Annotated in this window: 17 protein-coding genes; 8 read left to right on the forward strand and 9 right to left on the reverse strand. The window is 70.5% G+C overall.

Annotation, left to right across the window (positions count from 1 at the left end; all coding sequences use genetic code 11):
• Nucleotides 1–215 precede the first annotated feature (215 nt).
• The 3 genes from OG718_RS39450 to OG718_RS39460 form a co-directional block, all read right to left on the reverse strand.
• Nucleotides 216–1,511: a 7-cyano-7-deazaguanine synthase gene (locus OG718_RS39450; protein ID WP_328846453.1), complete on the reverse strand. Its 1,296-nt coding sequence runs from the start codon at nucleotides 1,509–1,511 to the stop codon at nucleotides 216–218.
• Nucleotides 1,508–2,110, reverse strand: a complete 603-nt coding sequence (locus OG718_RS39455; protein WP_328846454.1) for a hypothetical protein — start codon at nucleotides 2,108–2,110, stop codon at nucleotides 1,508–1,510. The genes OG718_RS39450 and OG718_RS39455 overlap by 4 nt, the downstream gene beginning before the upstream one ends.
• 170 nt (nucleotides 2,111–2,280) lie before the next feature.
• Nucleotides 2,281–2,682 carry a hypothetical protein gene (locus OG718_RS39460; protein ID WP_328846455.1) on the reverse strand — a complete coding sequence of 134 codons (402 nt, stop codon included), beginning with the start codon at nucleotides 2,680–2,682 and terminating at the stop codon, nucleotides 2,281–2,283.
• Nucleotides 2,683–2,803: 121 nt separating this feature from the next.
• Between OG718_RS39460 and OG718_RS39465 the strand changes: the two genes are divergently transcribed.
• On the forward strand, nucleotides 2,804–3,535 hold the full coding sequence (locus OG718_RS39465; RefSeq protein ID WP_328846456.1) for a DUF7873 family protein: 732 nt from the start codon (nucleotides 2,804–2,806) through the stop codon (nucleotides 3,533–3,535).
• A 635-nt stretch (nucleotides 3,536–4,170) separates the two neighbouring features.
• Nucleotides 4,171–6,168, forward strand: a complete 1,998-nt coding sequence (locus tag OG718_RS39470; protein WP_328846457.1) for an FUSC family protein — start codon at nucleotides 4,171–4,173, stop codon at nucleotides 6,166–6,168.
• Between the two features lie 60 nt (nucleotides 6,169–6,228).
• Here the strand turns inward: OG718_RS39470 and OG718_RS39475 are convergent, their stop codons facing one another.
• Nucleotides 6,229–7,179, reverse strand: coding sequence for an endonuclease/exonuclease/phosphatase family protein (locus OG718_RS39475; RefSeq protein WP_328846458.1), 951 nt, complete (start codon nucleotides 7,177–7,179; stop codon nucleotides 6,229–6,231).
• A gap of 150 nt (nucleotides 7,180–7,329) precedes the next feature.
• Here OG718_RS39475 and OG718_RS39480 point away from each other — a divergent pair, with 150 nt between their 5' ends.
• From OG718_RS39480 to OG718_RS39495, 4 genes are all read left to right on the forward strand, one after another.
• The gene (locus OG718_RS39480; RefSeq protein WP_328846459.1) at nucleotides 7,330–8,796 is read left to right on the forward strand and encodes an amidohydrolase; all 1,467 of its coding nucleotides are present in this window, start codon (nucleotides 7,330–7,332) and stop codon (nucleotides 8,794–8,796) included.
• Between the two features lie 96 nt (nucleotides 8,797–8,892).
• A complete protein-coding gene (locus tag OG718_RS39485) occupies nucleotides 8,893–10,107 on the forward strand; it encodes a cytochrome P450 family protein (protein ID WP_328846460.1) in 1,215 nt (404 codons plus the stop codon).
• Between the two features lie 92 nt (nucleotides 10,108–10,199).
• Complete coding sequence (locus OG718_RS39490) at nucleotides 10,200–10,913, forward strand: DUF899 domain-containing protein (RefSeq protein WP_143637576.1); 714 nt, start codon at nucleotides 10,200–10,202, stop codon at nucleotides 10,911–10,913.
• Nucleotides 10,914–11,159: 246 nt separating this feature from the next.
• A complete protein-coding gene (locus tag OG718_RS39495; protein WP_186001198.1) occupies nucleotides 11,160–11,330 on the forward strand; it encodes a hypothetical protein in 171 nt (56 codons plus the stop codon).
• Nucleotides 11,331–11,396: 66 nt separating this feature from the next.
• On the opposite strand, the gene OG718_RS39500 is transcribed toward OG718_RS39495, so the two are convergent.
• The 3 genes from OG718_RS39500 to OG718_RS39510 all read right to left on the reverse strand — a co-directional run bounded on the left by OG718_RS39500 (nucleotide 11,397) and on the right by OG718_RS39510 (nucleotide 14,884).
• Nucleotides 11,397–13,259: an ABC transporter ATP-binding protein gene (locus OG718_RS39500; RefSeq protein WP_328847910.1), complete on the reverse strand. Its 1,863-nt coding sequence runs from the start codon at nucleotides 13,257–13,259 to the stop codon at nucleotides 11,397–11,399.
• Between the two features lie 454 nt (nucleotides 13,260–13,713).
• Nucleotides 13,714–14,154, reverse strand: a complete 441-nt coding sequence (locus OG718_RS39505) for a hypothetical protein (protein ID WP_328846461.1) — start codon at nucleotides 14,152–14,154, stop codon at nucleotides 13,714–13,716.
• A 106-nt stretch (nucleotides 14,155–14,260) separates the two neighbouring features.
• Nucleotides 14,261–14,884: an ATP-binding protein gene (locus OG718_RS39510; protein ID WP_143637570.1), complete on the reverse strand. Its 624-nt coding sequence runs from the start codon at nucleotides 14,882–14,884 to the stop codon at nucleotides 14,261–14,263.
• Nucleotides 14,885–15,062: 178 nt separating this feature from the next.
• On the opposite strand from OG718_RS39510, the gene OG718_RS39515 reads away from it, so the two are divergent.
• Both OG718_RS39515 and OG718_RS39520 read left to right on the forward strand, forming a co-directional pair.
• On the forward strand, nucleotides 15,063–15,923 hold the full coding sequence (locus OG718_RS39515) for a helix-turn-helix domain-containing protein (RefSeq protein ID WP_143637567.1): 861 nt from the start codon (nucleotides 15,063–15,065) through the stop codon (nucleotides 15,921–15,923).
• Entirely contained in the window at nucleotides 15,924–16,187 is a 264-nt protein-coding gene (locus tag OG718_RS39520; RefSeq protein WP_055616070.1) for a DUF397 domain-containing protein, read from the forward strand.
• A gap of 89 nt (nucleotides 16,188–16,276) precedes the next feature.
• Here the strand turns inward: OG718_RS39520 and OG718_RS39525 are convergent, their stop codons facing one another.
• Nucleotides 16,277–16,699: a fused DSP-PTPase phosphatase/NAD kinase-like protein gene (locus tag OG718_RS39525; RefSeq protein ID WP_328846462.1), complete on the reverse strand. Its 423-nt coding sequence runs from the start codon at nucleotides 16,697–16,699 to the stop codon at nucleotides 16,277–16,279.
• A 7-nt stretch (nucleotides 16,700–16,706) separates the two neighbouring features.
• Complete coding sequence (gene pdxR, locus OG718_RS39530; RefSeq protein ID WP_328846463.1) at nucleotides 16,707–18,116, reverse strand: MocR-like pyridoxine biosynthesis transcription factor PdxR; 1,410 nt, start codon at nucleotides 18,114–18,116, stop codon at nucleotides 16,707–16,709.
• Nucleotides 18,117–18,144: the final 28 nt, after the last annotated feature.

Genomic DNA, 18,144 nt, shown 5'->3' on the forward strand with positions numbered 1-18,144 from the left:
GCGCACATCCCCGCTTCAAGATTCGTGTTGATTTGAGCTGTTTCGCCGCCGCCGCTTTATTGCTGCTCGGGCGGCAAATGCCCAAGCTCAGATCGTAACGGGTGTGAGTGGAGGCGGAGGATGGGTCGGATCAAATCGGTCCAGAGGACGAGGGCTCGCGTCAAGACGACTCGTCGCTGATCACGGTGTGGAGCGCGACCCCTGTCCGGCGCGGATCACATCGCTCGTACGAGAGCGCGCAGCTCGGTCCGGCCACGGTCGATCACGTCCAGCCACGGCGCGGCCTCGGTCCCGGGAGGGAGGGGCTGGTCCGCGATCAGGTCGAGGGGCCCGTAGGGCGTCTCCAGCCAGCGGCGCAGGGCGTGAAAGTCGCGGGTGCGCTTGCGGGGCAGGCGAGGGGAGGTGGGGGATGCCTCGTAGTCGGTGGCGTCCGCTCCGTTCGCGTACAGCAGGCCTGAGCGGCGTACGAGGCACGGGTAGCAGACGCCGCAGTTGTCGTGGGGGCGGTTCTGGCGTCGCCTGGGTGGGGCGCCACAGCTCAATGTCGCCTCCAGATCGGCAGGGAGGAGACCGCCGGCGTGGACCGCCGCTTTGCATACTTCCCCCTTGGTGAGGTGGGCCAGGGGGTTCGTCACTGTGACAGTGCCTTCGGCACCTGAGATGGAGCGAATGAGACGGTTGAGTAGGTGCAGCGTCCATGGGTGAACGGAACGGGTCGACAGAGCGGAGGAGCGAGCCGCGGTAAGCGGTGGGTTGAGTGCGAGCTGTCCGTTCTCGGGGACATAGACGACCGGGATGTTGCTCGCGGCGGCTGCCCGCACAGCGGTAGCCGAGTAGAGCAGGCCTCGCGAGCGTGATGACGTCTCCACCGAGCGTCCGTCGCGGCCTCCTGGAACCTGCCGCAGATTGGCGTGCTTGATCACGCGGCCCGAATCCCGGGCCAGCTTTTCCACTGTCTGGAGAACGCCATGCTGTAAGGATTCGAGCTGGGGCTCCGCGAAGGTGACCAGGAGCAGCAGACCGGCCGGGGCGCCGGCGCGTTGTGCCGCCCAGCTCAGCGAGTCGAGACCGCCCGAGAACAGGGCTACTTCCGTGGCCCGCCAGTCATCGCCCAGTGGAATCGGCGGTTGTGATGACGCTGCGCGCAGCGCTCGCGGCCGTATGTCCCAGTGGTCGCCGGTGAGCATCTGGAGGAGCGCCGAGGCAAGCCCGGCGGACGTCCCGGTCCAGCGGAGCGGATCGCTCACTGGAAGGGAGAGCGAGAATCGACGGGTCCAGCGGTCGAGGACCTTTTCACGAGAAGCGAGTTTGTCGGCGAGGAAGGCCGCCCGTGCAAGCCTGAGCAGGTCGTCCGCCCAGTCCGGTGCCGCCGCATCGAGATACTGGTGACCGGTAATGCGCTCTTCCCGCTCCCGGAATCCTGCCGCGCCGATCGCATGCCATCCCGCAGTTCTGGGCTTCTCGCCGTCGTAGGACCGCCACCAGAAGCGGTATGGCTCGGCGCTGCTCATGTGGTCACCTCCGATGTGCCGGGTAGTTGCACGGCCAGGTTCAGCACCTTGCCGACGGTGCCGGGGACGAGTGCTTGTGCCACCTGGGGGAGCGGGAGGGGAGCTTCCAGGTAGGCGGCTTCCTCGCAGGGATCCGGCACGAGTTCCAGCATTCGTTCCGTGATCAGGTCGGTGATCGTGCCGCTCGGATCGAAGATAGGCAGAACAGGGATGGCGAGCTTTATGTGCTCGGCTACGAAGCAGTGCAGAAACTCGGTCACGAGGTCGGCGAAGAGCCACCGGTACAGCAGACACAGAAGGTCGCCGGAGAGCCCGCGCCCCGTGGGCTGCGCGGCTTCGGGGTATTCGGCGACGAATCGTTGGGCGCACCGAGCAGCGGCTCGGCGCACTGCCGCATCGACGAGGGTTGTCCCGTCTCCCGCCACGCGGCGGCTGAATTCGGCGACGAACGACATAGCCGGATCGGCGAAGGCGAGGTGAGGTGCGGCCGTCAGCGACTCAGAGCCGTACTCGCCCAACTGGTCCATCACTTCGACGACATGCTCGCCGGCGCGCTGCCACGCGGACGACAGGCCGAACGCGTTCGGATCGTCGTGCATGGTGTCCCGGAGAGTCGCGAGGCAGGCATCCGCCGCGGCTTCGGTACGAGCCTTCTGCCCTTCCTTGAGTCGGCCGAGACGCCCGCCCAGAGCCGTCCAGCGTTTGCCCGTACTGGTGTCTCCGCCGCGAGTGCCGCCCGGTCCCCGCCACCGCGTCGACGTCCCCATGCTCAGGCGCTCCCTTTGCCCAGCACCGCCAACACCGTGGTCGTCAGCGTGCAGACCAGCGCGACGATGGCTCCGAGGCTGGCCAGGCCGGTCTTGCGGTCTGGGAAGAGTTCGCGCCTCGTTTGCCGAAGCCCTGGGTGTACGACAAGGGTGCGCAGGCGTTGCCACTTGTGCTGCTCGATGCTGCAGCCACGCAGCAGACCGTGGGCGTTCTTCCGGCATGTCTGCCCCTCCTTGCGGATGGGGGCGCCGCAAGGGACCGGAGCCTGCACCAGGAACCACAGGAGACTCAGCGCGAAGAGGGCGGTCAGACCGGCAGGGCCGATGTCGGAGGTCAGCCAAGCCGTGATGGCGACGACGAGGGTGACCAGTCCCCAGTAAGGCCAGATCTTCCGCCAGTTCATGACAAGGGAACGTAGGTGGGGAGGGCAGGCATCAGGAGGGCGCACAAAGGCGCACGGAAGCACTCGCCGTCGCCGAATAACCCTTCGAAAACCCCCAGTTGACACTGCTACCGTCACCGACGTGGCGAAACTCAATCAGATCATCGCGGTCGAGAAGGGCATCAAGTCCAAGTCTCATCAGGACCTGACGGCTGCTCATCACGGGCTGCAGAAGCCGGCGTTGCTGGCCGGTATCTCGCGTACGTATCAGCCCAAGGACGAGGAGGGTGAGCAGTTGCCGCCCGAGTCGACTCGGGTGCAGGTGCAGGCCGAGGATGTGCTGCGGGACACCGCGGCCACGCTGACGCGGCTGTTCGACGTGACCGCCACCAAGGACTGGGCCAACTGCACGGCCCGCGCGGACGTCAAGGTCGACGGGCGGGTGCTCGTCGCCGACGTTCCGGTGTCCTATCTGCTCTTCCTGGAGAAGCAGCTCACCGATCTCAACACCTTCGTGCGGAAGCTGCCCATGCTCGACGCCTCCGAGTCGTGGGTGCAGGACCCCTCGACCGATGCGTGGAAGACCGAGCCGGTCAGGACGCTGCGTACGAAGAAGGTCCCGCGCAACCACGTGAAGGCGGAGGCGACCGAAAAGCATCCGGCGCAGGTCGAGGTGTACTACGAGGACATCCCCGTCGGGTACTGGACGACGGTGAAGTTCTCCGGTGCCCTTCCCGCGCGGCGCGTCAACGAACTGCTCGACCGCGTCGAGAAGTTGCAGCAGGCCGTCAAGTTCGCCCGGGAAGAGGCGAACGGCGCCGACGTCACCGACCAGCGCGTCGGAGACGCCGTGTTCGGCTACCTGTTCGGGTAGCCTCGAAGACTCCCCGGTCCACTGCGACCGGGGTGCGCGAGGAGCGCAAGCTGAAACTGAAGCTTGTCGTGACTGCGCGGTTCCAGTGGAGGTTCGAGTCCTCCCCGCGGCACCAACACGGCACTCGTACAACTCGTACGAGGCGCCCATCGCGCCGCGGTAGCCCAATTGGCAGAGGCAGACCGCGATCAATCTCAGACTATTGCTCCAGACTCAGCATTCGCCGCCGATCGCCGGATCGACCGGACTCAGGCTCCGGGCGTCGAAATGCCGGTTCAAGTCCGGCCCGCACAGCTCGATGTGCGGTGGTCCAAAGGCAGGACGCGGCGACATAACACTGACCTGAGTTCTCAAGCGTGCCGGCGTGCGACATGGGCGGCATCACAGGGCTCGGAGGCCGGCTACGCCTCCGAGCCCGCTCCCGTTCGGCGCGGACGGGACCGCCCCGGGCCGCCCCTCGACGACGTACACCGGGCTCGCCCCTGAAGTCGTGGACCGCGCCCGCCCCCGATTGCGTACATAAAGAACGCGGCCATCACGACAATCGTCACACCCACGAAACGCATAGGTCCCTTACTCTCCAGGAACCCGACCTACCGTAAACACCACCGCCCAGGCCGACGTCGCCCGAAGGCATGCCACCCCGCAACCGCCCTCGTCCCGACAGGAGCCCCGTGCCCGTGCCGCGACCCTTCTCCGTTGCCCTGCCTCCCTGGCTCACGCATGCGCTGCGTGCGCAAAGGGGGCCCGTGCCGTGGAATGCCGTCGTGCGCGGGGCGCTCGCCGCCGGGCCATTGCTGCTCGCGGCCGTGCTCGTCGGGCAGGAGTCCGTCGGGGTCATGGCCGCCCTGGGAGCCATGCTCGCCGGGATCAACGACAGGCCCGGGAGCCGGCGGACCGCCGTGCACCGCATCGGGGTGCCCGGGCTCGCGGGGGCCGCGGGGCTCGTCGTCGGTACGTATGCGGGGGAGGGCCTCGGAGCCGTTCCGCTGACCTTGATACTCACCGTGCTCGGGCTGCTCGCCGGGGCCGTGAGCGCCGTGGGGCCCGTGTCCTCCGGCGCCGGTACGCAGCTGCTGGTCGCCGCGGCCATCGGGGCCGGGATGCCACTGCCCGAACCTGGATGGCAGCGAGCGCTGTTCTTCCTTGCCGGCGCCGGCTGGCTGATCGTGCTGCGGCTCGTGCTGCCCACGCCCGGTGCCCTCGCCCATGACTTCCGGTTCGACGGGGAGCGCGTGGCTGTCGCGGACGTCTACGACGCCATCGCCGAGTTGCTCGCCGCTGCCGGCGGCGAGCAGGCCGGGGCCCGGCGGGCCGCCCTCACCGCCGCGCTCGATCATGCGCAGGACGCGCTCGCGGGACCGCGACTGCGGCGGTACGCCAGTTCCTCCGCCGAGCGGCGGCTGCGGGCGCAGTACGCCGCCGCGCTCCCGCTCGCCGAGGCCGCGACCGCGCTGGCCTGGGCCGGGGACGCACTGCCCGCCCGTACGGCGGAGGGTCCGCGACGGCTCGCCGTCGCCGTACGGACCGGTGAGCCCTGCGGGCCGCTGCCCGCGCCCGCCCGGTCCGTACCGGGACTGCGCGCCCTCGACGACGCACTTCTGCACGCCGCCGAGACCTTCGACCGCGGCGGCAAGAAGCCCGGCAGCATGCACATTGACGGCAAGAACGCCGCCGACAAGCACGGCGCCGCCCTCCACAGCAACACCGGCACCAACCCCCTCGACCGCGGCGCCCGCCAGACCGCCCACAAGGGACCGCGCCTACGACCCTTCCGCGCCAAGCCCCTGCTCCGCACCGTCACCGGCGCGGGCGGCCGTGAGTACGGCTTCCGCGTCGCCCTCTGCTACGGCGCCAGCGCGGCCGTCGCACAGGCCCTGCACCACGTGCACTGGTACTGGCTGCCGGCCACCGCCGTCTTCCTCGTGAAGCCGGACCTCGGGCCGCTCGTCTCGCGCGTGCTCAACCGGGCCGCCGGCACCGTCCTGGGTGCCCTCGTCTTCGCGGGGTTCGCGGCCGTGCTGCCCCGGCCGGAAGGGCTCGTGGCGCTCGTGGCGATCAGTGGTGCCCTGATACCCGTCGCCACCAGGCACTTCGCCGCGCAGACCGCCGTCGTCACCGTCCTCGTGCTCGCCCTCGTCATGGTCGGCGGGGAGCCGGAAGCCTCCTGGAGCCGTATCGGCGAGACGCTGCTGGCCTGCGCGATCGTGCTGATCGTGGGCCATTTGCCGGCTCCGGGACAGCGCGGCGGGAACGTGAAGGCCCGCCTCACCTCCGCCACCGACGCCGCCCACGCGTATCTCACCCACGTGCTGAGCGGCGCCGACGACCGGGCTGCCCGCTGGGCGCTGCGCCGCGAGGCCTACCGGAAGCTGGCCGAGGCCCGAGCCGCCATCGACCGTGCCGCCGCCGAACTGCCCACCCTGGCCCGGCACACCGAAGGCACCGACGAGGTCGCCGCCACCCTCGAACGCCTCGTCGACACCACCACCGCCTGCGCCGTCCACCTCGACGACACGGGCCGGCTCACTCCGCGGCACACCGAGCGCCTCGCCACCCTCCTCGACGAACTCGTGGAGCAGCGCGAGCGTGCCGGCCTCGCGGACCCGCCGGCCGACCTCCTGAGCGCCTGAGCGGCGAACCTGCCAGGGCTCCCCTCAGGCTGCCTTCCCTCAGGGCTCCTCCCAGAGTTCTCAGGGTTCAACCCGCACCCACACCGGCGCATGGTCCGACCCTGCCACGTCCCGCCGTGCCCCCGGGTTCTCGTCGACCGACGGCAGCGGGGTCTCCCGCACCGGCGTCCCCGTCCCCGCCGCGGTCACATGGTCGAGCAGCAGCCGGCTGACCAGTATGTGGTCGATCAGTTCGGGACGGCCGGAGTGGACGCGGGAGAAACGCTGCTCCTCGGGAATGAGGGGCGCGATGTTCCAGAGCCGGGCCGCGTCGCCCTTGTCGGGCCGTTCGAAACCCGGCGTGCCGATCTCCGAACCCGGCGGGCCCTGCAGGATCTGGGTCGTGGCGGCCACGACCTCGTCGTTGAGGTCGCCGAGCACGGCCACGTTCCGCTCCTTGCCCCTGCCGTCGAGGAGGTCGTCGGCGACGGCACGCAGCGTCGTGGCCTCGGCGGCCCGCCGGTACAGGGCGTACGCGCCGTAGCGGGCCCGCTCGCCCTCGTTCCGCGGCTGGAACCGCCCGCCCGGGAACGTCAGCAGCTTCGACTTGAGATGGCAGACCGCCACGGTCAGGGTCATCCCCTGCACGGTGATCTCCGTGGCCAGGAAGCCGCGGCCCGTCCTGGACACCGGTTCGCCGTCGTCGTCACCCTGAACCGGTCGCAGCGGTGCGGGGAAGGCGTTCGTGTCGGTGATCGTCCGCGGTTCCGGGCGGCTGAGGAAGCCGACCCTGATGCCGCGGCTGTCCGGATGCTCCGAGAGCGCGATGTGCCAGTCGCCGTCCAGCATCCCGGCCAGGTCCGCCAGCGCCTCCGGATCACCGACCTCCTGTACGCCGAGCAACGTGGGGTCGAGTTCCGTGACGACCGAGGCCAGAGCCGTGAGCTTCGCCTTGTACGCGGCCTCGCTGCGCGGTCCGAACGCGCCGCCGGGCCGGTACAGGTTCTCCAGGTTCCAGGTGCCGAGGAGCATGCCGGGCTCCTTCCCGGACGCGCCGTCCAAGGGGCGCCGCCCGTCGAATGGTGAGGCCAGCGTGCGCGGGAAACCGCCGGGGCGACAGGGCCCGGACAGGATGCGCGGTTCACGTCACCCGACGGCACGATCCCGTCGTACCGTGGCGTGATGACCTCGCCCGAGCCCACGCCCGACGCGACGACCAACACTTCGGCCGGTGATCAGGCCCACCCGCCCGGCACGAAGACCCCGGCCGATGTCCCAGCCGATCTCCCTGCCGATCTCCCTGCCGATCTCATCATCACCCGCTGCACCGCCCTCGTGCACGACGATCAAGAACAGATCGGCTTCGTCGAGGACGCCACCATCGTCGTACGGGGTGGCCGCATCGAGAGCGTCACGGCCGGGCCGGTCGACGTCGACGTCCCCGCCGCGGAGCACACCGTGCGCATCGACGCCCATGGCCAGGTCGCGATGCCCGGCCTCGTCAACTGCCATACGCACGCACCGATGGTCACGCTGCGCGGTATCGCGGAGGACCTGCCCATCGAGGAGTGGTTCAACGACTTCGCCTGGCCCATCGAGTCCAACCTCCAGGAGAAGGACGTGGAGTTGGGCGCGCGGCTCGCCTGCGCCGAGATGATCCGGGGCGGTGTCACCTGCTTCGCGGACCACTACTTCTCGATGGACACGGTCGCCGCGGTGACCGTCGAGAGCGGGATGCGCGCCAACCTCGGACAGGCCTTCTTCTCCTCCCAGGGCGCCGAGGGACGCGAGCAGTCGCTGGACTTCGCCCTCCGTCACCGCGACACCGCCGACGGCCGCATCACCACCTCGCTCGCCCCGCACGCCCCGTACACCGTCGAGGACACCGACCTCGCCGCCACCGCCCAACTTGCCAAAGAACACGGCCTGTTGGTGCACATCCACGCCTCCGAGAACCGCGACCAGGCCGACACCAGCCTCGCCCGCCACGGCCGCACACCCATCGAGGTGCTGGCCGACGCCGGGCTCCTCGACGTCGATCTGCTCATCGCGCACGGCACCGGAATCATGGAGCGCGACCTGCCCGTACTCGCCCGCGCCACGGGCCGGATCGCCGTGGCCAGCGCACCCCGGGGCTACCTCAAGTTCGCCTGGCCCACCACCACTCCTGTACGCGCCCTGCGCGAACTCGGCATCCCCGTGGGCCTCGCCACGGACGGGGCCGCGTCCAACAGCTCCCTGGACGTGTGGGAGTCCATGGCACTCACGGCGCTGGTGCAGAAGTTCACCGAGAGCGACCCGCGCTGGCTGACCTCCCGACAGGCCCTGCACCACGCGACGCTGCAGAGCGCGCGGGCGGTCGGCCTCGGCGAGGAGATCGGCAGTCTCGCGCCGGGCCGCCGGGCCGACATCATCCTCGTCGACGTGAGCGGTCCGCACACCCAGCCCGTGCACGACCTCGCCGCCACCCTCGTGCACAGCGCCCGCTCCGGCGACGTACGCACGACGATCGTCGACGGGCGGGTGGTCATGCGCGACCGCGAGCTGCTCACGCTCGATGTGCCCGCGATCGTGCGGGAGATGAACGAGCGGATGCCCGCCCTGATCGACCGGAGCCACGGCAAGCGGATCCAGGACTACGACACGTGAGCGCTCCGCCGGGTGTGCGGTTCGTTCTGCTGCGGGCCGGCGGGGGCTGGGCGCGCAGTTCCCCGCGCCCCTTAAAGGGGCGCTTAGGGTGGTCCCATGTCCACTGACCAGGACCTCCTCACCGACGGCCTCCTCACTCACCCGTACGCCGTCTACGACCGGCTGCGCGACACCGCACCCGTGCACCGCGTCACCGGCCCCGACGGCAGCCCCGCCTGGCTGGTCACGCGCTACGACGACGTACGCGAGGCCCTGGCGGATCCGCTTCTCTCGCTGGACAAGCGGCATGCGCTGCCCGGTGGGTACAAGGGATTTGCTCTGCCGCCCGCCCTGGACGCGAACCTTCTCAACATGGACCCGCCCGACCACACCCGCATCCGCCGCCTGGTCGGCCGGGCTTTCACAACGCGCCGCGTCGAGCAACTGCGCGCCCCCATCAGGCGGACCGCCGACCGGCTCCTCGACGCACTGGGTACGAACGGTGGTCCGCACGGCGGTACGGACCTGATCGCCGCCTATGCCGCGCCGCTTCCCATCACCGTCATCTGCGACCTGCTCGGCGTGCCGCACGAGCACCGCCGCGACTTCCGGGCCTGGACGGATGTGCTCGTCGCGCCGGACCCGGCCAGGCCGCAGGCCGCCAGAGAGGCCGTCGTGGCGATGCTCGGCTTCTTCACCCAACTCCTCGCGGACAAGCGGAAAGAGCCCGCCGACGACCTGCTCTCCGACCTCATCGCGGTCAGGGACGAGAGCGACAGCGCGGGGAACAGCCGGCTCACCGAGGACGAGTTGATGTCGCTCGCCTTCCTCATCCTCTTCGCGGGATACGAGAACACGGTGCAGCTCATCGGCACCGCGGTCCTCGCGTTGCTCCAGCACCCCGGCCAACTGGCCGCTCTCCGCGCGGACCCCACCCGGCTCCCGGCCGCCGTCGAGGAGTTCGTCCGCTACGACGGACCCGCCCTGCTGGCCATCCGCCGCTTCCCGCGGGAGGACGTGACGATCGGCGACGTCACCGTCCCGGCGGGCGAGACGGTCCTGCTGTCCCTGGCCGCCGCCAACCGCGACCCCCGCCGCTTCCCGCACGCCGACCGGTTCGACCTCGGGCGCGACGCCACCGGACATCTCGCGCTCGGACACGGCATCCACTACTGCCTCGGCGCGCCACTGGCCCGACTGGAGACGGAGATCGCCCTGGCCGCCCTCCTGGAACGCCTCCCCGACCTGCAACTCGACGGCGACCCGGGCGACCTCCGGTGGCGACCGTCCCTCCGAGCCCGGGGCCTGCTCACGCTTCCGGTGACGTACTGAGGCACTGAACAAAGAAATTCCGTGCCCCACCGATGAGTTCCGCTCCTCCCTCCGGTCCACCCAGGGAAAGCACCGCACCGGAGGAGGGGCCAATGACGCTTCCGCGGATCGTGTCGCGCGACGAGTGGCGCGGCGCACGCGAGGAACTGCTGGTCAGGGAGAAAGCAGCGACCCGCGCGCGTGACGCGCTGAACGCCGAGCGACGGCGACTGCCCATGGTCGAGATCGACAAGGAGTACGTCTTCGAGGGCGGGGACGGCAAGGCGACGCTGTTCGACCTCTTCGAAGGGCGAGATCAACTCGTCGTCTACCACTTCATGTTCGCGCCCGAGTGGGACGCGGGCTGCCGCAGCTGCTCGGGGTTCGTCGACCAGATCGGGCACCTCGCGCATCTGCACGCTCGGGGAACCGAGTTCGCGGTGGTCTCCAGGGCGCCGTACACGAAGATCCTGCCCTTCAAGGCGCGGATGGGCTGGACGGTGCCCTGGTACTCGTCGTTCGGCAACGACTTCAACCACGACTTCCAGGTGTCGTTCGAGGGCCACGACAGCAGCGCCGGCGGCCAGAGCCACGATCCGTACGAACGGCCCGGGCTGAGCTGTTTCCTCCGCGACCGTGAGCGGATCTTCCACACGTACTCGACGTACGAGCGCGGACTCGACGGACTGGGCTCCACCACGAGTCTCCTGGACCTCACCGCCCTCGGCCGGCAGGAGGAGTGGGAGCAGCCGCAGGGGCGCGCGTCGGCACTGGGCGCGCCCGCGGGCAGCGAGCGCATCCGGTACCACGACGAGTACGAGGACTGAATCGGGCCGGACGGGGACCGGGTCCGGCCGTGGCACAAATGCCACGCGAAAAGCCTGCAAATGGCCAGGCGAAGGGCCGTACAGAGGGCCGGTACGGCCTGAGAGGTGTTTCACAAGGTGTGATGACCGCGTGTCAGCTACGTCTCAGTAACGTCACTTCGCGAGACGTCCACCCCATGTTTGGCGTTTAACTCTTCAAGGGCTCTCAAGAGGTCTCGGGAGAGCAGCGCTACATGGAGGTGCAACGTGGTGAACGGGCGAACGGTGCTGGAGCGCTTTCCCGCCGGTGGGCCGCGTGGTTCGTGGCCGGCCGAGGAGTTCGCGCAGGCGCGCCGCCTTGAGGGGCAGCACGTCGAGGTCGTGATGGATCTGTCGACGGACGCCTTCCTGGTGGTCGTGCGGGAACTCGCCGAGTGAGCCGGGCCGGCCGCCGCGGCCGAGGGCCTCACCCGGCGTGAGGCGCAGCGATCTTCAGCCGACCCTTCATCCGGCCTTGGGCGCCGGCACCTTGGGGGCGAACTGCTCCGCCTGGAGCGAGTACAGCTCGGCGTAGACCCCACCCGAGGACAGCAGCTCGTCCGGAGTGCCCGACTCCACGAGCCGGCCCTGGTCGAGGACGTGTACCAGGTCGGCGTGGCGCACCGACGCGAGGCGGTGTGTGATGAGGATGACCGTCTGACCGGTACCCGCGAGGGCCCGGATCTTCTCGAAGACCTCCAGCTCGGCACGGGCGTCGAGAGCCGCGGTCGGCTCGTCCACGACCAGGATCGCGCCCCTGCGGTATGCCGCCCGCGCGATACCGAGCCGCTGCCACTGGCCGCCCGACAACTCGTGGCCGCCGCTGAACATACGGGCCAGCAGCGTGTCCATGCCGCGCGGCAGATCGGCCACCACTTCCTCGGCACCCGCCTCGATGACGGACGTGCGCAGCCGCTCGTCGGTGAGCGGCGCGGACGTCCGGCCGATCGCGACGTTCACCCGGGCGGTGAACGGCCACCTCTTGAAGTCCTGCGCCACCATCGCGATGCGCTCGGCGAGTTGGTGCCGGTCGACGGTCGCCGCGTCCACGCCGTCCCACAGGATCCGGCCCCGCTGCGGCGCGTACAGGCCCGACAACAGCTTGACCAGAGTGGTCTTCCCGGAGCCGTTCTCCCCGACCAGCGCCACGATCTTGCCGAGCGGCACGCTGAGCGTCAGGTCGGAGAGCGCGGGGCGGGCCGCACTGCCCGGATAGGTGAACGTGACGTTCTCGAAGCGGATCTCGCACGGCTCCTCGGGCAGCGGCTCCCCGCCCACCGGGATCGCGCGCTCGGCCGCCTCCACGTACAGACGTTGAAGATCCCCGACGAACAGGGCTTCCTCATGGAGGCTGTTGACCTCCAGGACGAGCGTGTCGAGATTCCCGGAGCCCGTACGGATCGCGATCACCGCCGTGCCCGCCACGGACAGCGCCATCGCACCGGCCAGCAGCAGTCCGCCGAGCGTCGCGTACGTCGCCACGGTCGCGAGGCCCGTCCAGGCGGCCGCGATCAGTCCGGTCCGTGCCCCCAGTCGGGCCAGCCGGGCCTGTTCCGCCTCGGCGGACTCCGACATCGCGCGGAAGTGCCGCAGCAGGAAGGGGCCGACCCCGTGGACGCGGATCTCGGGTGCCGCGGCGGGCTCGGTGAGCAGACCGCTGATCAGCTGGCCGGCCCGGGCGTGCTGCACCCAGGCGTGGAACGACGTGTAGCGGCGCCGCGCCATGGTCAGCGCGCTCCACGCGCTCGGCAGCGTCATCGTCACCAGCAGCGGCAGCAGTGCCACGTGCAGCACCGTCAGAACGCCGGCCGCCGCGATCAGCGAGATCCCCGCGTTCACCACGCGCGTGGCGATCCTGATCATTCGCCGGGCGGACGAGGCGCCGTACTGTGCCGTGTCCAGCAGCTTGTGGAAGGCCTCGTCCTCGATCGCGGACAGCTCGACGGCCGCCGCCCGCTCCAGATACAGCTCCGTCGCGACGCGCTCGACCTTCGGTTCGAGGCGGCCCGTGGCGTATGTCGAGGCGGCTCGCAGCAGTGCGGCGACCAGCATCACGACGGCGACGACGACGAGCGCGGGCACCGCGTCGCGCAGCCGGTCCTCCACGGGGCCGGTCGCCATCAGGCGCCCCAGGACGCTGTTGACGGCCAGCAGGCTCACCGCCTGGGCCAGGCCGCGGACCACCTCCGCACCCACCACGATCCGTGCCGCCCGCCGGTCCGCCTGCCAGGCGAGCCGGAAACTTGAGCCCAGCAGCGTGGGCAGCCGCGTCACCATGGCCCGGAAGTTCAGCTCCAGAAACGCGTCGGAGTGCTGCGACCAGCCCATGTCGTAGCGCAACGGGCCGCCGAAGAGCAGCCGCTCGGACTCGGACGGCTCGGGCCCGGACGGCTCGGGCCCGGACGGCCCGGGCTCGGCCGCGCCGGGTTTCCCGTTCACGGATCCCGTCTTCGCGGACCCCGCCTTCACGGATCCCGTCGGCCCGGTCTTCTTAGTGCTTCTCCGCCCGGTCTTCTTCGCAGATCCCGCAGATTCCGCCGGTCCCACCGGTGACCTCCCCCGATCGTGGACGAACGGCCACTATCGCGGCGCGGGACGCCATCGGGCAGGGCGCGCGCCCGGTCCGCCACGGCGTAACCGGAGCACGCCCGGGCGCTTACGGCCGCGCGCTGTGGGGGCGCGCCCCGAAGGGGCGCGGGGCTGTGACATGAGCGGCTCCGCCGCGGGGCGCGACCAGCCCACGACTAACCGCAGACGAATGCAGCGCACCCCGGCGGAGCGCTCACGCGCTGACCGGCCTCGTCCAGGCCGGGGGAGTCCCCGTCAACCGGCACAGCGCCAGATAGAGCGGGATCGGCGGTGTGTAGGGAAGCGTGCCGCCAGGTTTGTGGATGAGTCCGGGGAGGCCTGGCGAGGCGGGTACGAGCGCCCCCGTGGCGTAGTGCGCGGGCGCCGGCCACTCCAGGGCGACGTCGGAGTCGGAGGGCACGAGCCACCACCAGTGCGTGCTGTCGGCGTACACACAGCCGACGCGCGGCAGGCGAGGCATCAGCAGCGGGCCGAGTCTCGCGGGCATGGCCACCGCGTCACAGCCCAGCGGCGCCCGCATGCCCTCCGGCACGGTCAGCCGCCGCGAAGGGCCGGTCCCGGACGTCGTCCGCAGGCCGCGCTCCAGGCGGACCAGCGTGTCCAGGTTCAGCACCCGTGGCGCACCGGCCGACATCGCCCTCACACCCATTCAGCCCCCGTCCGTTCTCCAATTTTTCCGAACCATCCGGAAACGGCTGTCGCCGCACCAGCCGGGAAGCCGACTGGAACGATTCAGGTCACTACCAGTCGTGCCCGGCCGGGGGCGGCTGCGAGCCGTTCGGCTTCGCGTGCGCGTGTTCCCCGGTCGGCGAGGAGCCGGCTGGGGCCGGCCGGCTCCTCGCACTCCAGCCCAGGTCCGACCGCGGCTCGGCGCCGTTGTTCGCCGAGCGCGGCAGTTCGGCCCAGACCAGCAGTCCGGGACCGGTCTCCTGGGCGCCCCAGGCTGTGCACATCGCCGCGACGAGAAGCAGTCCCCTCCCGTGCTCCTCCTCGGGACGCTGTGGCGACGGGTGGGGCTCACCCGGCGCACATCCCTCGTCACGGACGGCTATCCGTACCAGGTCACCGCCGTCGTGCAGCTCGCACACCACATGGCGGCTCGCCGTGTGCACTATGGCGTTGGTGACCAGTTCGGAGACGACGAGCTCCGCCGTGTCGCACGTGTCCTCACAGACCGACCAGCCCGAGAGCCGGGCACGCGTCAGATGCCGGGCCTGTGCTGCGGAGCCCGGATGAGCGGCCAGCTCGAAGCGGAACCGGCGCTCGGCGGCCGTCTCGGGGCAAGCCCCAGCGGCGGCACCGAGACCGGACCGGTCTTCGGCTGCGTCTGTTCCTAACGGCGCGGACGGAATCACGCTTGCCACTATCTCCCCGTCGTGAACACTTGGCAAGTGTCACTCTGAAAATTGCAGAGTGCAGTGTTCCGCGTCCTATGGCCGTGGCACACTGCTCGCAACAGCACGTGGCGCGGCGTCAGTTGGGTACCCGTTCAGGGGCCCGAACGGGCGCCGCCCGGGCTGTCCGGACAAAGTGGAGGTGGACGTGAGCGAGCCGCGGTCCGCGCCGACGGTCGGGCAGGTCGTCCTCGGACGGCGCCTGCTTGACCTGCGGGAACGCGCGGGGCTCAAGCGCGAGGAGGCAGCGCGCATCCTGCGCGTCACCTCCGCCACCGTCCGCCGCATGGAGATGGCCGAGGTAGCGCTCAAAATCCCGTACCTCCAGCTCCTGCTGAAGTCGTACGGCGTCTCCGACGAAGAGGCCGAGGCCTTCGTCGCCCTGGCCGAGGAGGCGAACCAGCCGGGCTGGTGGCAGCGCTTCCACGACATCCTGCCGGGCTGGTTCTCGATGTACGTGAGCCTGGAGGGCGCGGCCGTCCTCATCCGCTCGTACGAACCCCACTTCGTTCCAGGAGTGCTGCAGACCGAGGAGTACGCGCGTGGCGTCATGGAATCCGGCGCCATCGGCCAGACCAGACCCGAGGACATCGAGCGCCATGTGGCGCTGCGCATGCAACGCCAGGAGCTGCTGACGCGCGAGGGCGCGCCCCGGTTCTGGGCCGTGATGGACGAGACCGCCGTGCGCCGCCCCGTCGGCGGCCCCGAGGTCATGCGCGCCCAGATCGACAGGCTGCTCGAGGCCACGAAGCTGCCCAACGTGACACTGCAGATCGCCCCCTTCTCCTCGGGGCCGCACGCGGGCACGTACGGGCCCTTCGTGCTGTTCCGCTTTGCCATGCCCGAACTTCCGGACATGGTCTACAGCGAGTACCTGACCGGCGCCGTCTACCTGGACGGACGTACCGAGGTGGCAACCCATCTCGAGGTCATGGACCGCATGGCGGCGCAGGCCGCCACGGCACATCGCACGAAGGAGATCCTGTTGGATCTCCGCAAGGAGCTGTGAATGGATCGCATCAAGACCCGGATACGCAACGCGCGGATCTACAACGGCATGCCCGCCAGGGAACTGGGCAGCGAGGGCTGGCACAAGCCGTGGAGCGGTGGCAACGGCGGCAACTGCCTGGAGGCGATGAAGCTCTCCGACGGCCGGATCGCGGTCCGTCAGTCGGCGGATCCGGACGGGCCCGCCCTCATCTACACCCCCGGCGAGATGACCGCGTTCATCCAGGGAGCCAAGGCGGGGGAGGCCGACTTCCTGCTCTCCTGAGGCCGCCGACCGGCCGTTCCTTGATCCGCCTCCACTTGTCCCACGTGCTTCCTACCTTGGCATTCAGTTGATCCAGTGACCCAGTCGATTCACCACCAGGACCACATGCGCCGAGGCGCGTCCACCAGCCGGCTCACCGCCACGATCGGGAAAGGCGGCTGCTCGGCGCGGTCCTGGCCGAGGCTCAGCGCGTAACAGATCTGCTCTATCGAAGGCGGTCCGACCGCGAGATTGCGCCGGACCGCCGCCGACGGGGACTCCTGCCCGGCCTGCACGAGATACGCCTCGGCCATCGTCCCCGTACGGCCCACACCCGCCCCACAGTGCACGAACACCGGCCCCGGGGCCGCGCCCACGACGCTCAGGAAGCGTCGTACCTGGTGCGGCGTCGGGGTCTGTCCGTCCCGGATCGGCAGCCGTACGGCATCGAGACCCGCCCTGCCCGGCCCGGCCGGCTGGGAGGCGCTCAGGTCCTCGGCCCGCAGGTCGACGACCGTGGCCTCACTCCTCACCCAGTACTCACGGTGGCGGCAGCGCCGCGCACAACGCATCGAGCGCGGCCCCGTACGCATGCTCCGAAGGCGTCGCGTAGCCCACGACCAGACCGTCCGGCGCGGCCATGACCGCCTCCGGGTGCCGGAACTCCGCGAGCCCGTCCAGCGCGAGGCCCTGCCACACGGCGGCCTTCACCGCGGACTGCTCGCTTCCGGGCGGCAGCCGCAGCACCGCGTGGAGCCCGGCCGCGATCCCGGTGACCTCGACATGCGGCGCGTGCACGGCGAGCGCGTCGACCAGCCGGTCCCGCCGCCTCCGGTACCGCTGGCGCATCCGCCGCACATGACGGTCGTACGACCCCGAGGCGACGAAGTCCGCGAGCGTCAGCTGGTCCAGGACGCTCGCCCACGCCTCCCGCTCGCCCTTGACCTCCAGGACCCCCTCGACGTACCGCTCCGGAAGGACCATCCAGCCCAGCCGCAACGCGGGCGACAGGCTCTTGCTGACCGAGCCGATGTGGACGACCCGCTCCGGGTCCAGGCCCTGTACGGCCCCCACGGGCTTGCGGTCGTAGCGGAATTCGCCGTCGTAGTCGTCCTCCAGAATCACCCCTCCACGCGCGCGTGCCCAGTCGATCACGGCGGCCCGCCGCGCGGGATGCAGCGGTCCACCGGTCGGGAACTGGTGCGCGGGCGTGAGCAGTACGGCCCGCTCCCTGCCCAGACCGTCGACCTGGGCCCCGTCCTCGTCGAGCGGCAGGGGGACGGTCCGTACGCCCGCCGCCGTCAGCAACTCGCGGTGGAAGGCGAGGCCGTACGACTCGACGGCCAGCGGGCCCCGCAGCACCGTGGGGAACAGCAGCCGCAGGGCGTGCGCGAAGCCCGAGCAGATCACGATCCGCCCCGGCTCCGTACGGACGCCACGCGCGCGTGCCAGGTACTCCGTGAGCGCCACCCGCAGTTCGATCCGGCCGGCGGGATCACCGGGCCCGAACACCTCGTTGGGGGCCTGCCGCAGAGCCCGCCGGTATGAGGCAAGCCACGCGGCGCGCGGGAACGACGAAGCGTCCGGCGTGCCCTGCCGCAGGTCGTGGCGCGGTCCACGCGCGCGTGGGGGTGCCTTTTTGGGTACGCGCGCGTGCGCGCCCAGCGGCTCGGCCCGCTCGGCGACCAGGGTGCCCGAACCCTGCCGCGCGGTCAGCCAGCCCTCGGCCACGAGCTCGGCGTACGCGTCGGCGACCGTGTTGCGGGCCACGCCCAGGTCGGCGGCGAGCGAGCGGTACGGAGGGAGACGGGTGCCCGGGGCGAGGCGCCCGCTGCGGACCGCCTCGCGCAGGGCGCGGATCAGAGCTGCGCGGCGGCCACCCGGACCTGACAGTTCCAGATGCAGGTCGGCCCCGATGCGCTCCGCCGAATTGACCCATGAATCTGTCATAGAAATGCACCCTACAGGGGGTCTTTCC

The sequence above is a fragment of the Streptomyces sp. NBC_00258 genome, from assembly GCF_036182465.1.
In the GTDB taxonomy this organism is placed as follows: domain Bacteria; phylum Actinomycetota; class Actinomycetes; order Streptomycetales; family Streptomycetaceae; genus Streptomyces.

Bases quoted from the DNA above. Each gene is read 5' to 3' on its own strand.
- OG718_RS39470 (WP_328846457.1), top strand. From the start codon at position 4,171: ATGCCACCCCGCAACCGCCCTCGTCCCGACAGGAGCCCCGTGCCCGTG.
- OG718_RS39480 (WP_328846459.1), top strand. From the start codon at position 7,330: ATGACCTCGCCCGAGCCCACGCCCGACGCGACGACCAACACTTCGGCC.
- OG718_RS39450 (WP_328846453.1), bottom strand. From the start codon at position 1,511: ATGAGCAGCGCCGAGCCATACCGCTTCTGGTGGCGGTCCTACGACGGC.
- OG718_RS39500 (WP_328847910.1), bottom strand. From the start codon at position 13,259: ATGGGCTGGTCGCAGCACTCCGACGCGTTTCTGGAGCTGAACTTCCGG.
- pdxR (WP_328846463.1), bottom strand. From the start codon at position 18,116: ATGACAGATTCATGGGTCAATTCGGCGGAGCGCATCGGGGCCGACCTG.
- OG718_RS39520 (WP_055616070.1), top strand. From the start codon at position 15,924: ATGGATCGCATCAAGACCCGGATACGCAACGCGCGGATCTACAACGGC.
- OG718_RS39505 (WP_328846461.1), bottom strand. From the start codon at position 14,154: ATGTCGGCCGGTGCGCCACGGGTGCTGAACCTGGACACGCTGGTCCGC.
- OG718_RS39475 (WP_328846458.1), bottom strand. From the start codon at position 7,179: ATGCTCCTCGGCACCTGGAACCTGGAGAACCTGTACCGGCCCGGCGGC.
- OG718_RS39485 (WP_328846460.1), top strand. From the start codon at position 8,893: ATGTCCACTGACCAGGACCTCCTCACCGACGGCCTCCTCACTCACCCG.
- OG718_RS39460 (WP_328846455.1), bottom strand. From the start codon at position 2,682: ATGAACTGGCGGAAGATCTGGCCTTACTGGGGACTGGTCACCCTCGTC.
- OG718_RS39490 (WP_143637576.1), top strand. From the start codon at position 10,200: ATGACGCTTCCGCGGATCGTGTCGCGCGACGAGTGGCGCGGCGCACGC.
- OG718_RS39455 (WP_328846454.1), bottom strand. From the start codon at position 2,110: ATGCACGACGATCCGAACGCGTTCGGCCTGTCGTCCGCGTGGCAGCGC.